The organism is Longibacter sp., from assembly GCF_051155795.1.
Lineage (GTDB): Bacteria > Bacteroidota > Rhodothermia > Rhodothermales > Salinibacteraceae > Longibacter.
Window position 1 is genome coordinate 1 of sequence record NZ_DAXETW010000076.1, and the last position, 13,276, is coordinate 13,276.

The 13,276-nt window shown below is 62.8% G+C and carries 11 protein-coding genes; 9 read left to right on the forward strand and 2 right to left on the reverse strand.

The genetic code is table 11. The annotated features are described in order from the left end of the window. Together aceK and ACFCU0_RS08295 are read right to left on the reverse strand one after the other, a co-directional pair. Positions 1 to 1,679: bifunctional isocitrate dehydrogenase kinase/phosphatase (gene aceK / locus ACFCU0_RS08290; protein ID WP_434973196.1), on the reverse strand; the 1,679-nt coding region annotated here is incomplete at its 3' end. 283 nt (positions 1,680 to 1,962) lie between these two features. Then, entirely contained in the window at positions 1,963 to 2,727 is a 765-nt protein-coding gene (locus ACFCU0_RS08295; RefSeq protein WP_434973206.1) for a polyprenol monophosphomannose synthase, read from the reverse strand. 585 nt (positions 2,728 to 3,312) lie between these two features. Here ACFCU0_RS08295 and pdhA point away from each other — a divergent pair. The 9 genes from pdhA to ACFCU0_RS08340 all read left to right on the forward strand — a co-directional run. Further along, positions 3,313 to 4,521, forward strand: coding sequence for a pyruvate dehydrogenase (acetyl-transferring) E1 component subunit alpha (gene pdhA / locus ACFCU0_RS08300; RefSeq protein WP_434973197.1), 1,209 nt, complete (start codon positions 3,313 to 3,315; stop codon positions 4,519 to 4,521). Between the two features lie 99 nt (positions 4,522 to 4,620). Continuing rightward, positions 4,621 to 5,607, forward strand: a complete 987-nt coding sequence (locus tag ACFCU0_RS08305) for a pyruvate dehydrogenase complex E1 component subunit beta (RefSeq protein WP_434973198.1) — start codon at positions 4,621 to 4,623, stop codon at positions 5,605 to 5,607. A 106-nt stretch (positions 5,608 to 5,713) separates the two neighbouring features. Beyond that, positions 5,714 to 7,057, forward strand: coding sequence for a pyruvate dehydrogenase complex dihydrolipoamide acetyltransferase (locus ACFCU0_RS08310; RefSeq protein ID WP_434973199.1), 1,344 nt, complete (start codon positions 5,714 to 5,716; stop codon positions 7,055 to 7,057). A 142-nt stretch (positions 7,058 to 7,199) separates the two neighbouring features. Continuing rightward, positions 7,200 to 8,009: a metallophosphoesterase family protein gene (locus tag ACFCU0_RS08315; protein WP_434973200.1), complete on the forward strand. Its 810-nt coding sequence runs from the start codon at positions 7,200 to 7,202 to the stop codon at positions 8,007 to 8,009. A gap of 45 nt (positions 8,010 to 8,054) precedes the next feature. Beyond that, on the forward strand, positions 8,055 to 9,197 hold the full coding sequence (locus tag ACFCU0_RS08320; protein WP_434973201.1) for an aminotransferase class V-fold PLP-dependent enzyme: 1,143 nt from the start codon (positions 8,055 to 8,057) through the stop codon (positions 9,195 to 9,197). A gap of 60 nt (positions 9,198 to 9,257) precedes the next feature. Continuing rightward, positions 9,258 to 10,352 carry an RluA family pseudouridine synthase gene (locus tag ACFCU0_RS08325; protein ID WP_434973202.1) on the forward strand — a complete coding sequence of 365 codons (1,095 nt, stop codon included), beginning with the start codon at positions 9,258 to 9,260 and terminating at the stop codon, positions 10,350 to 10,352. 136 nt (positions 10,353 to 10,488) lie between these two features. Then, positions 10,489 to 10,974, forward strand: a complete 486-nt coding sequence (locus ACFCU0_RS08330) for a PTS sugar transporter subunit IIA (protein WP_434973203.1) — start codon at positions 10,489 to 10,491, stop codon at positions 10,972 to 10,974. Positions 10,975 to 11,135: 161 nt separating this feature from the next. Next, positions 11,136 to 12,431: a histidine--tRNA ligase gene (gene hisS, locus ACFCU0_RS08335; RefSeq protein WP_434973204.1), complete on the forward strand. Its 1,296-nt coding sequence runs from the start codon at positions 11,136 to 11,138 to the stop codon at positions 12,429 to 12,431. A 96-nt stretch (positions 12,432 to 12,527) separates the two neighbouring features. Next, on the forward strand, positions 12,528 to 13,276 hold a 749-nt coding region (locus tag ACFCU0_RS08340), incomplete at its 3' end, for a prolipoprotein diacylglyceryl transferase (RefSeq protein ID WP_434973205.1).

Below are 13,276 nucleotides of genomic sequence, written 5' to 3' on the forward strand. Positions count from 1 at the left end.
ACGTCGTTCCAGAAGGAGGCGGTGAACAGGTCGCCATGCAGCGATTCGAATGCCGCCATGAGTTCGTCGCTGACGCCCATGGTAACTCGAAACTCCTCGGGGAAGACGTCATCGGGCCCGACGTAGAACCAGGCATCGGCGGACAGCTCGTCCATGTAATTCTGCGCCTGCGGCTTCGACCGGAAGTTGTAGTCCGTCACGAAGCCGAGTTCGTCGTAGTCGTAGAAGACGACGCGTCCGTGGCGGGTCACGCCGAAGTTCTTCAGCAGTAAGTCTCCCGGGAAAATATTCGTTCGGGCGAGGTCTTTGATCGCATTGCCGTAATCGGCGAGCGCGGCGCGGGAGGCTTCGTAGTCGTTTTCCCGAATGTAGAGATCGAGCGGGGTTACGCGTCGCTCAACGTAGCAGTGGTCGATCGTGACGCGGTCGCCGTCGTGATGCACGGTGTCGCTCGCGATGTCAAGCAGCTCATTCTCGAGCTCGTTCCGAAAGAGCCGTTCATTCAGCCGAAGATGCTCGAACTCCTGCGCGTCCACGAGCCGGCCGGCGCGGTCGTGCTTGAACACGAGGTGGTACCGGTCCTTGACCGCTGCGCGCGTGGTCGACTTCGGATAGTCGAACTCGTCTTTGATGAGCTTGAAGACCATATCGTAGCTCGGCATCGTGAAGACGGTCATCACCATGCCGCGCTGGCCGGCGGCGCGCTCGAACTGGTCGTCGGTATGCTGAAAGTGATGAAGCAGATCACGATACAGCTCCGTTTTGCCGTGCTTGTTGTAGCCGATCGCGATGTAGAGCTCGGCGATTCGCTTCCGGGGAAGGATGTCTTTGAGAAAGTGGACGAGCGAATGCGGGTGCTGCGTGTCGACCAGGAAGTATGAACGAGCGAAGCTGAAGAGGATGCTGACGTCGTCTTCGCGGAGCAGGACGGCGTCGATGACGATGCCGTCGTCATCGTGGTGGAAGGAGAGCGTGAATGGCACGTCGACGTCGCCCACGGTGAGGGAGCCGACGAGGTAGGCACCGATGCCCCGGTAGAAGACGGGGCGTGCGAGGCTGATCTGCCGGATGGGACCATCCAGGCCCCGCCGGTCGAGGCGCCGGTCGATGAAGCGTGCCGCGCGGCGGATGTCATCTGTGCGGCGCGCGTAGGGGGCGTCGAACGCGTAGGCTTCCAGAATGGCGTCCAGATACGCATCCGTAGACGGCCGGTCCGAGAACGTGACGGCGACGGGTTCTTCCGGCGGCTCGTGTGGCCCGGTGATATCCGTGGTCACGAACTCGATGTGCGGGTCCACGCCGACGGTATTGAAGATCCGGCGGGTCAGCGAGTTGTAAAACGTCTCCGCCAGCTCGGCGTCGCGCTTGTCGCGCGTGAGTTTCGAGTATGCGCTCCGGATCTGCCGCCAGAGGTCTTTGCTGTGGAGTCGATCCCGCAGGTGGTGCCGGGTGTCGGACTCGATGTGGTCGACGACCTGGCGGTAGAGCGTCAACCGCTCGGTAGCGTCCGACCGAAGAGCGTTCCAGTTGCGGTGCTCGAACCGGCGCTGCGCCCGACGCGTGATCACGCGAAAGCGGGCCTGGTAGGCGTCGAAGGCGTCACAGATGAGGCGAGCGTGACGCCGGGCCGGCGGCTCGACGAAGGGCGGGCCGGATGACGCGCGGGGCGGAGCGGACATGGGCAGAACGGATGCGGTCCCAAGAGCAGTACGCCAAGTTAACGTCTCCAACTCCGAGTTGCCAGCGATTTCAAGCGTTGACGCGTTGAATCGTTAGCGCGTTGATGCGTTGATACGTTGGCGCGTTGGTACGTTGGATCGTTGGTACGTTGGATCGTTGGTATGCTGGGAATGCAGACGTGTGGATTTAGAATGTTGAATTGCCGTTGTCCGAGGAGACGGCAAATGCTGGTACGATTCAATCAAATCGACAATCTCCAATCGACAATCGAAAATCCGCAATTCACAACCGCCCGACCAGGTCGCGCAGTCGCAGCTCCCATACCTTCCAGGCGGCCTCGCGGACGATTGCCTTGCTCATTTTGCTCTGTCCCTCCGTACGCTCGGTAAAGATGACGGGCACCTCCTGGATCCGGAAGCCTTCGCGCCAGGTGCGGTAGTGCATTTCAACCTGGAACGCGTAGCCGTTGGAGTGCACCCGCGAGAGGTCCAGCTGTTCGAGGACGCGCCGGTGGAAGCACTTGAACCCGGCCGTAACGTCTCGGATGGGCATGCGCGTGATGGCCCGGGTGTAAACGCCTGCGCCATAGCTCAGCACAAGTCGCGACAGCGGCCAGTTGATGACGCGGACGCCGCCGACATAGCGGGAGCCGATCGCAAGGTCGCATTCGCCCGCTTTCACGGGCGCGATCAATTCGGGCAGATCGTCGGGGTCGTGCGAGAGGTCGGCGTCCATCTCGCAGATGTACTCGTAGTCGTGGTCCAGCGCAAAGCGAAAGCCGCGGAGGTAGGCCGTTCCCAGACCAAGCTTCCCGTCTCGCTGAATCAGGTGGACCCGTCCGGGATAGGGGTCCATCGCTTCACGGACGATGCTTGCCGTGCCGTCCGGGGATCCGTCATCGACGACCAGGATCGACAGATCCGCGTCCAGCTGCATGACACGATCGATGACGATCCGGATGTTATCTGACTCGTTGTATGTCGGGACAATGACCAGCGACGAGGTGTCGACCCGTGTCGCCGTTGATCTTGTCGGATGGGTATCGATGGCCGATGAAGAGTCCGTGGGGGGCACGTGGAGCGGGGACGGCGGGTAGAAGAAGAGACGGAAAGGGGTTGGGGGGACGAACACGGGAATTCCGCGTCGGCATCGCTGCAGGCGCGTTGCCGCGAGGTTCACGTTCAAGCTGAAAAGGTACCAAGCGTGTGCGCCAACCGCAACGCGCCGGACAGCCGGTCGTGTGCTGGATATTCATTATGGTAAACATGCGGAACCGAGGGTGGCTCCGGGTGAGAAAGAGGTTCAAAAAGCGCTTCCGGCGACCCGAAGCAGCGAACGTTCGCAAATGTTTGAACGAACCGTGCGAAACCGCGCTTCCGGGGTCTGATACAAAGGCATGATGTCGTTGCTTCTATGAAACCCCGCCCGATGCTGTACTGAATCGGATCAGCGCGTGCTGCAACGGAACCTTCGTGCCGCGCGCGCCGACGTCGGGCCCCATACCGCATCGCGTTCACCGACGCGCTGACTTCATCACTTCATCGCGCCGGTAGGAACGACTCGCCGACGTCCCCCTGCGAGACGCCCGGCCGGCATCCCACATTGCCCGCACCACGCACGACGCATTCACCTATGGCAGACGATAAGAGCAAGGCCCAAACCGATCCCGCCGACGCCCTCGACGCACCGTCGGGCGATGGTGCCGCCGATGAGGACGCGGTGAGCGAATCCGCGGCGGACGAAGCGACGGAGCCGGAGGGCCCGTGGACGCGCCAGTCGATCGACATTCCGGACGGCCCGATTACGGAAACGGTCGAATACAATACGTACCCGGCTGACCGTTTCTCGCATGATGAACTCGACTTGTCGGATGACGACCTGATGCCGATGCTGCGCAATATGTTGCTGCAGCGGCGGTTCGAGGAGCGGTGCCGTCAGATGTACCAGCGCCAGAAGATATCCGGCTTCCTGCATCTATACATCGGCCAGGAAGCGGTCTCGACCGGATCGGTTTATGGTATTCGTCTCGGTGAGGACTCCGTCATCACGGCCTACCGTGACCACGGCATTGGCCTTGCGATGGGAATGGATCCCGGGGTCTGCATGGCGGAGCTTTTCGGGAAGCGGGACGGCTGCTCGCGGGGCAAAGGCGGTTCGATGCATTTCTTCGACGCCGGCAAGCGCATGTTCGGCGGGCACGCTATTGTCGGCGCGCACCTGCCGGTCGGCGCGGGGATTGCCTTCGCGCATAAATATCGCGGGGAAGACAACGTGTGCCTCTGCTTCTTCGGGGACGGGGCCATGGCACAGGGCGCGTACCGAGAAGCGCTGAATCTGGCGGGGATTTACGACCTTCCGATCGTCTTCATCTGCGAGAACAATCAATACGCGATGGGGACCGCCGTTGATCGTGTGCAGGCCGAGCCGGACCTGTTCAAGCACGGCCGCTCGTTTGACATGCCCTGCTCCCTTGCCAGCGGAATGGACGTCTTCAGCGTCAACCGTGCGGTGAAGGACCACGTGGCGCTCGCCCGAGAGGGACAGCCGTCCATGCTCGAGATCCGGACCTACCGGTATCAGGGACACTCGATTTCTGATCCGGCGAAGTATCGCCAGGAAGGCGAGCTGAATGCCCGGAAGAGCGAGGACGCCATCGTTCGTCTCGAGCAGTACATCGTCAACCAGGGCGTCGCCACCGACTCGGAGATCGAGACGCTTGACGAAGAGATCAAACAGGAGGTTCTCGACGCAATCGAGTTCGCAGAAAACAGTGACTTCCCCGACGACGACGCGATCTACGACCACGTATATGCCCAGGAGGATTACCCGTTCATTCGCTAAGTCACTTCGTTGGGCGCGAACGTGCGGCGCCCGGCCGATGGCCTGGCCAGCGGGACTCCGACCACCCATTTCACCTTTTGAACTTCGACATCGCAACTTATGGCAACTCTACAGCTTCGCGAAGCCATTCGCGCGGCCATGACGGAAGAAATGGAGCGTGATGAAAACGTCTTCCTCATGGGCGAAGAGGTCGCCGAATACGACGGGGCCTACAAGGTCAGTCAGGGCATGCTCGACCAGTTCGGGCCGGATCGCGTCATCGACACCCCCATCGCCGAGCTCGGGTTCGCCGGACTCGGCATTGGGGCGGCGATGAGCGGCCTCCGTCCGATTATCGAATTCATGACGTTCAATTTCTCGTACGTTGCGTTCGATCAGGTCATCAATAATGCGCCGAACATGCGCTACATGTCCGGGGGACAGTTTGGCTGTCCGATCGTCTTCCGCGGTCCTAACGGAGCCGCCGGCCAGCTGGGTGCCACCCACTCGAACTCGACCGAGGCGCTGTACTCGAATTTCCCCGGTCTGAAGGTGGTCGCACCGTCGAACCCGGATGATGCGAAAGGGCTGCTGAAGTCGGCCATTCGCGACGACGATCCGGTCGTCTTCCTGGAAAGCGAGCAGATGTACGGGCTGAAGGGCGAGGTGTCCGACGCGTCCGACTACCTCCTGCCCATCGGGAAAGCACGGATCGCCCGGGAAGGGGACGACGTGACGATCGTTGCGCACTCGAAGAGCTACCACGTCGCGATGAACGCTGCAGAAGAGCTGGAGAAGGAGGGCTTCAGTGCGGAGGTCATCGACCCGCGGACGATCAAGCCGCTGGACATCGAGACGATCATTCGCTCGGTGATGAAAACCAACCGGCTCGTGGTCGTTGACGAGAGCAGCCCGTTCTCGAGTGTGGCATCGGAGGTGACGCATCAGGTGCAGGAACGCGCCTTCGATCATCTCGACGCGCCCGTTCTGCGCGTCACTCCGCCCGACACGCCGGCGCCCTACGCCCCTAACCTGATGGACCGCTACATGCCAAGCGTGGAGGAAGTCGTCCGCGCCAGCAAGCGCGTTCTGTACGCCGCAGCGTAGTCATGCAAACACGTAAGGCGACCTGCTGGACCGGCGACGCCGGCGGTCGCTGTGGCCGGATTCTCTGATATTGTTTTTCCTGACTCTCGAAACGCGAGACTGACCTATGGCGATTGAAATTGAGATGCCCAAGCTCACCGACACCATGGAAGATGGGGTCCTGTCGGCTTGGCTCGTCGATGAGGGCGATGAGGTGTCGGCGGGCGACGTGATCGCCCAGGTGGAGACGGATAAGGCCACCATGGACGTGGAGGCGTTTGACGACGGCGTCCTTCTGAAGAAGGTGATCGATGAAGGCGACTCCGTGCCGATCGGGCAGCTCATCGCTGTTCTCGGAGAGGAAGGCGAAGACATCTCGGACGTTGTAGCCGGAGCGGACGAAGCTGCGGACGGTCCGGAGTCCGCGCCGTCCGACGACGAAACCGCACCGCAGGAGGCATCGGAGTCGACCGATCCCACCGGGGACGGACAAATTCGCGACCGGGAGCCCGAACCGGTCCCAGCTGGCACCGACGAGGAGGGGCGCCGCATCAAGGCGTCCCCACTTGCTCGTCGTCTGGCGCAGGAGCACAGCATCGATCTGGCGACGATGGACGGCTCCGGCCCGGAGGGGCGCATTGTGCGCCGGGACGTGGAGGCGCGCATCGAAGAAGGGGAGGCCGTCCCTGCCGAGCCGGAATCCGCTCCGGCGCCGCGACCGGCGAGCGAGCCGGCGTTCGAGATGCCAACCAGCGTCGTTGACGAAGCCGGCGATCTGTACGACAGCGAGAACATCTCGCAAATGCGGAAGACGATTTCGCGTCGCCTGGCGCAGAGCAAGTACACCGCTCCGCATTTTTACCTTACGGTCGACGTCGACATGGCGAATGCCGTAGAGGCGCGAAAAAAGATCAACGCGCTGACGGAGAAGCAGGATGGGCCGAAGATCTCGTTCAACGACTTCATCACGAAGTCCTGCGCCCTGGCATTGCGCCAGCATCCATACGTCAACGCGTCGTACCTGGCGGAGGACGGGGAAATCCGCAAGTACAACCAGGTCCACGTCGGGATCGCCGTCGCGATCGACGAAGGGCTGATCACGCCCGTTATTCGAAACGCCGACCGGAAGGGACTGGCGCAGATTTCGAAAGAGACGCGCGAGCTGGCCGGGCGCGCCCGGAACCGAGAACTGCAGCCAGAGGAGTTCGAAGGCTCGACGTTCACCACGAGCAACCTCGGCATGTTCGGCATCGAGGAGTTCACCGCCATTATCAACCCGCCGAACGCGGCGATCCTCGCCATCGGTGAAATCAGGGACGAACCGGTCGTCGAAGACGGCGAGGTCGTGCCGGGCAAGCGTATGAAGATCACGCTGTCGTGCGACCACCGGGTGGTAGACGGAGCGGTCGGCGCGCAATTCCTACAGGACGTGAAGCGCTACCTCGAGGACCCGATGAACATGCTTCTGTAAACCGTTTCCCGGACCGACCGGACGTTGCCCTTGCTCCGGTCGACGGGCCAGGATGAACTCGCCGCGACGTGCCTGCACCGGGCGTCGCGGCGATTACGTATCTTCGGTACGCGACCCTCTCGCTTGCCCGACGCCTCGTGCTATGACGCTCGCCCACGTTTCAGATCCGCATTTCGGTCGTATCGCGCACCCAGGGATCGTGGATGCGCTCGTGCAGGAGATCAACGACCGTGCGGTCGATCTGGTCACCATCAGCGGGGACCTCACCCAGCGGGCGCGGCCGTCTGAATTCGACGCGGCGACGGACATGCTCCAGCGCTTCGAGCCGCCGGTGATCGTCGTGCCGGGCAATCACGATGTGTATCCCTGGTGGCGGCCGGTCCGTCGGCTCCTCACGCCGCTACGCCGGTACCGATCGATGGTCAGCGCGAACCTGACGCCGGACCACATCACGGACCAAATCGCGGTTCTTGGGATCAACTCCGCCCATGGCCGAACGATCAAAGGCGGACGGATCGGGTCGCGCGAACGCCATGCCATTCGGCGGTTCTTCCAGGGCATGGAGGATCGGTTCAAAGTGCTCGTTCTGCATCACCACCTGACGCAAATTCAGGCCCTCGGGCCGCACGATGTCGCCAGACAGGCAGAGGCAACCCTCAACGTCGCCGCGGAGGCGGGTGTTCACCTCATCCTTTGCGGCCACCTTCACATCTCGCATGTGGAGCCAATCGAGATCGTCCCGAACGAGCGACGCATCGTCATCGCAAGTGCCGGAACGGCAACGAGCACGCGCGGCCGAGGGTCGAACCGGAAGACCAATTTCTACAACCGGATCGACATTATGGACGACCGCTTCCGCATCGAAGAGCGGCGGTACGTTAGCGATACCGAGACGTTTGTTTGCGACAACGTGTCTACGTTTGATCGCTTTGTGCCGAGCACGATCTCTTGAGCATGGCTCCACCGACGGCTCTTCATTTTCTCGAACCGTTTTCCCATGAACCTGGCCGAATTCCGCAGCGGCTTCCCTCACACCGACCATTCGGTGTACCTTAATCACGCCGCAACGAGTCCGCTCAGCACGCCGGTTCGGAGCGCTATGGCCGAGTACGCCGGGACGCGCGGCGGCGTCGAAGCGGGGGCACAGATCGATGGGTTCGAGACGACGCTCTTGCCGCTCCTTCAGGACACGAGGGAGAAGGTGGCATCGCTTGTCGGGACGAGCAATGATCGCATCGCCTTCGCCCAGAACACGTCTGCCGGTCTGAATGCCCTCGCCGAGGGGCTCGACTGGCAGCCGGGCGACCGCGTCGCGATTCCCGACGGTTCGTTTCCGACAAACGTATTCCCGTTTTTGAACCAGAAGCATCGTGGGGTGGCGGTCGACTTTATCCCGACGTCGGAGGGCGCTTACTCTGTGGAAGATGTGGAGCGAACGCTCCGTCCCGGCACCCGCGTTGTGAGCGTGTCGTGGGTGCACTTTCTGTCCGGGTTTCGGGCCGACCTGCCGGAAATCGGACGGCTGTGCGCGGAACGGGACATCATCTTCTGTGTCGACGCCATCCAGGGACTTGGCGCGCTCGAGATGGACGTTGACGCCTGCCGTATCGACGTGCTGGCCGCCGGGGGGCATAAATGGCTCATGGCTCCGCAGGGGATCGGCATTCTGTACTGCTCGCGCGACCTGCAGTCCAAGATTCGGCCGCCGGCGGGGTGGCTCCACGGGCCGGTCGACTGGGAAGAGCTTGACGACTACGAGTTGACGTTTCACGACGACGCGCGTCGTTTCGAGAGCGGCACGCTCAATGGGATCGGGCTTGCGGGGATGAACGCCGCCCTGGAGCAGCATCTCGCGCTGGGCTCGGACGCCGTCGAGCGCCAGGTTCGCGACCTGGCGGCGCACCTGGCCGGTGGGCTGGCCGGTCTCGGCCTCCCCCGCTACGGGTCGAGCGATCCGTCCCACGGTAGCGGCATCGTCACCGTGGCGCCGGATGAACCGGAAGCGCTGGCAGATCACCTGACGTCAGCAGGCGTGGCGACGGCCGTCAGGAACCGGAAGGTTCGCTTCTCGCCGCACGCGTACGTGACGACAGACGATCTGGATCGCGCACTGGAGGCCGTCGCGGATTTTGTGGGATGAGCGCGTCCGTTCAGGGTTGAGGGTTCAACGTTCAGGGTTCAATGGCCGGGTCTGATTGATATGAGTGAGTCGTTCGACGAATCGGATTACGAGGCGGATGTGCGGCGCGAGGGGCGCGCCGTCGAGGTCGTCGTGGCGAAGGACGAGGGCGGTGCACGCCTCGACAAGTACCTCACCCAGTTTTACCCGGAGTCGTCGCGCACCAAAGTGCAGCGGTCGATCAAGAAGGGCCACGTCAAGGTGAACGGACGGGATGCGTCGAAGTCGTATCGCGTCGACGCGGGAGACGTGATCGTCTTCCGGCTCATACGAAAACCGCCGATGGAGGCGACGCCGGAGGATATTCCACTGGATGTGCTGTACGAGGACGACGACGTGCTCGTCGTGAATAAGCCGGCCGGCATGGTCGTGCATCCGGCCCCGGGGCACCGGAGCGGCACGCTGGTGAATGCTCTCCTGCACCACGTGGGCGGGGACTCGGTCGCGGCCGATGACGAGGATACAGAAGAGGCTGAGGTCGGGCTGTCGATGATCAACGCGCTGCCGGAGCGGCCCGACCACCCGGTTGTTCGGCCGGGGATTGTTCATCGTCTCGACAAAGGCACGTCGGGGCTGCTGGTCGTGGCCAAGCATGATCGCGCGCACCGGGCCCTTGCCGCTCAGTTCAAGGAGCACTCGACGGAGCGGCGGTATCGGGCGATCGTGTGGGGGCAGTTCGACCCGCGAGAGGGAACCATCACGGGTCCCATCGGGCGGGATCCGCATCATCGGCAGCGCATGGCGGTCGTGGACGCGGATCGGGGGAAGCAGGCCACGACGCATTACCGGACGATCGAAGAGCACGGGTATACCAGCGTGGTTGAGTTCGAACTGGAGACCGGACGTACGCACCAGATTCGCGTCCACGCGGCGGAAGAAAACCATCCGGTCCTCGGGGACCCGAAATATGGCGGGCAGGCCGTTCGCTATGGCACGCAGGGCGGGAAGCGGCGGACGTTCTACGACCGGCTCTTCGAGCGAATGCCCCGTCCGGCGCTGCACGCCTACCGCCTCGGTTTCGATCACCCGGCCTCGGGGGAGCACATGGCGTTTGAGGTGGACGTGCCGGATGACATGCACTTCGTTTTAGAGCGCATCCGTACCGTGGAGGGATAGGTCCGCGGGTTTCCGTTGCATCTTCTTCGGGCCTTGCCGGGCCCCCCGAACATGCACGCAGCCCTGGCGTTCGCATGTCCTGTGGCATTCTCCGCAATGCCACCCGACGCGCTCGCTCACCCAAGCCCGGCCGCGCATGCCGACGACCAGCACGACGGAGATCAACCAGTTGCTCAGCCCCGACCGGATTCGGATCGGCCTCCCGGGAACGTCGAAGGCGGACGTCATCAACGCCCTCGTTGATGTCCTGGCGGGTCATCCGGCCATCGACAGCATCGACACCGTGAGACGGGCGATTTTTTCCCGTGAGGAGATGATGTCGACCGGCGTGGGCAAGGGGCTCGGTCTACCCCACGCGAAAACGGACGCGGCGCAGGAAACCATCGCGGCCTTTGCCACGACCGAGCGCCCGGTCGAATTCGGGGCGATCGACGACGAGCCCGTCCATCTCCTTCTCCTGCTCGTCGGACCGGAGGCCGATAAGTCGCACCACATCAAGATCCTCGGCCGGATCTCGCGGCTCGTCAGTCGCGATGACCTGCGCTCAGGCCTGCGTGACGCCTCCTCGGCGGACGACGTCCTGCGCCTGCTGAAAGACGGCGAGGCCGATCTCCGCCAGTAGTCGCCGGCCGAAACCGACTCGCTCCTGCCCGCCCACCGAGGTTTCGGCGGGAGTTCGAGGTTTCGGGTGCGTCCGACCTGTAAATTGGCCCTCTACGTCCGGACGTCCGCCGCCTGCATCCCAACCGCTGACCTTTTCCCCTAACCCTGCCCGATTCCGACGTGAGCACGTCGTTTCAGAACATCAAAGGCACGTTCGACATCCTCCCCGACGCGTACAGCGACGGCGGCACGCGCATCGCCAGCAGTGCGGAGTGGCATGCCGTCGAGGAGACGATCCGTGACGTGATGCATCGCCACAATCTGGAGGAGATCCGGACGCCGATCTTTGAGCCGACGGAGCTCGTCGCCCGGGGCGTCGGTCAGATGACCGACATCGTGTCCAAGGAAATGTTTGCGTTTGAGCGGTCGGGTACGAACTACGTCTTACGCCCGGAAATCACCGCGCCCGTGATGCGGTCCTTCCTGCAGCATCACCTGGAGCAGCGCGGGGGCGTGCAGAAGCTGTTTTACATCGGCCCGTGCTTTCGTGCGGAGCAGCCGCAGAAGGGAAGGTATCGACAGTTCCACCAGTTCGGGGTTGAGGTAATCGGTGCCGATGATCCCCGGGCCGACGCGGAGACCATCGCAATCATGATGGCGATATACCGCGCGTTCGGGGTGGAAAACACCTCGCTCCGCATCAACACACTGGGTATGCCGGACGCCCGAGCGAAATTCGTGAACGCGCTGCGCGATTATCTCGAGCCGTACGAGGACGATCTGTCAGAAACCAGCCGTCGTCGTCTGGCGAAAAACCCGCTCCGGATTCTGGACACGAAGCTCGACTACGAGCAGGAGATTCTCGCCAATGCGCCTGCGCTCACCGACTTCGTCGAGGCGGACAGCCGCGAGCACTACGAACGCGTCAAGACCCACCTCGACGATCTGTCGATCGAGTACGAGGAAGATCCGTTGCTTGTCCGGGGCCTCGATTATTATACGCGAACGGCCTTCGAACTCGAGAGTCCAGACCTCGGCGCCCAAAGTGCCCTTGCCGGTGGAGGCCGGTACGATCTTCTTGCAGAAGAAATCGGTAGCAGCCAGCCGGTGCCGTCGATCGGCTTTGCCGCAGGGATGGAGCGTCTGTTCCTCGCGATCGAGGCGGCCGGGAATGATCTTCCTGAACCGGCCGGTGCGGACGTGTTCTTCGCCTCTCTCGGCGAGGACGCGGAACGCTGGGTCTTTCGCACGGTGCACCGGTTTCGACGCGAGGGGCTGCACGTCGCCCACGACCTGAAGGGGCGTTCGCTGAAGTCACAGATGAAAGAGGCCAACCGACAGGACGCGACCTACGCCATCATCATCGGGGGCAACGAACTCGAGGCGGGTGCCGCGCAGGTCAAGCACATGGCGAGCGGCGAACAGGTCGAGGTGCCGTTCGACGGCATCGTCGACTTCGTGATGGACCGGAAGTGAACCGGTGCACGCCGACCGCCGAGCCCGATCGTCTTGGCTAGATTCTGACCGCGCTTACGGAGCGCCTTCCACCGTCTCTCCAGAGATCCTGTCGCCATGTACCCACGGGTTAGTGACCTCTTCTCGGACCTCCTCGGCATCGAGTTTCCGTTCCCGATCTATTCGTTCGGGCTCATGGTGGCGCTCGCCATTATCGCGGCGGCGTACCTGACGATGCGTGAGCTGGACCGGATGTACCGGGCGGGTCAGATCTCCGGCGTTCGCGTGAAAGAGGAAGGCTCGCGTCGGAAGACCGAGGCGAGCCCGTCGGTGCTCGTCGGCACGCTTACGGCGATGGCGGCCATTCTCGGCATCGTGGGAGCGAAGATCTTCCACATCCTGGAGAACCTGGGCGACTTCATGGAGGCGCCGTCGGCGATGATTTTCTCGACCGGCGGTCTGACGTTTTATGGGGGACTCCTCGTGGCGGGCGGCGGGATCGTGTGGTATCTCCGGAAATACGACCTCAGCATCCCACGCGTCGCCGATGCCATCGCTCCCGGTTTGATGCTCGGGTACGGAATCGGTCGGATTGGCTGCTACCTGGCCGGGGACGGTGACTGGGGGGTCTGCTCGGATCTGGCGAACAAGCCGCAGTGGATCCCGTCGTGGCTCTGGTCCGAGCAGTTTCCCCGGAGCATATTGGATACACGCAACGCCTACGTGAACGACGCCTCCATCATCGAAGAGTGCGGCCCGGCAATGGACGGTGTGTATCCGACGATGCTGTATGAGACCGCCATGGCCGTCCTGATCACGGGGATCCTTTGGGCGATCCGCAAGCACCCGTACAAGGGCGGCTGGTT

What these genes read in the sequence shown, in the direction of transcription:
- pdhA (WP_434973197.1), top strand. Translation starts at nt 3,313, where the DNA reads ATGGCAGACGATAAGAGCAAGGCCCAAACCGATCCCGCCGACGCCCTC.
- ACFCU0_RS08315 (WP_434973200.1), top strand. Translation starts at nt 7,200, where the DNA reads ATGACGCTCGCCCACGTTTCAGATCCGCATTTCGGTCGTATCGCGCAC.
- ACFCU0_RS08325 (WP_434973202.1), top strand. Translation starts at nt 9,258, where the DNA reads ATGAGTGAGTCGTTCGACGAATCGGATTACGAGGCGGATGTGCGGCGC.
- ACFCU0_RS08320 (WP_434973201.1), top strand. Translation starts at nt 8,055, where the DNA reads ATGAACCTGGCCGAATTCCGCAGCGGCTTCCCTCACACCGACCATTCG.
- ACFCU0_RS08330 (WP_434973203.1), top strand. Translation starts at nt 10,489, where the DNA reads ATGCCGACGACCAGCACGACGGAGATCAACCAGTTGCTCAGCCCCGAC.
- ACFCU0_RS08305 (WP_434973198.1), top strand. Translation starts at nt 4,621, where the DNA reads ATGGCAACTCTACAGCTTCGCGAAGCCATTCGCGCGGCCATGACGGAA.
- ACFCU0_RS08310 (WP_434973199.1), top strand. Translation starts at nt 5,714, where the DNA reads ATGGCGATTGAAATTGAGATGCCCAAGCTCACCGACACCATGGAAGAT.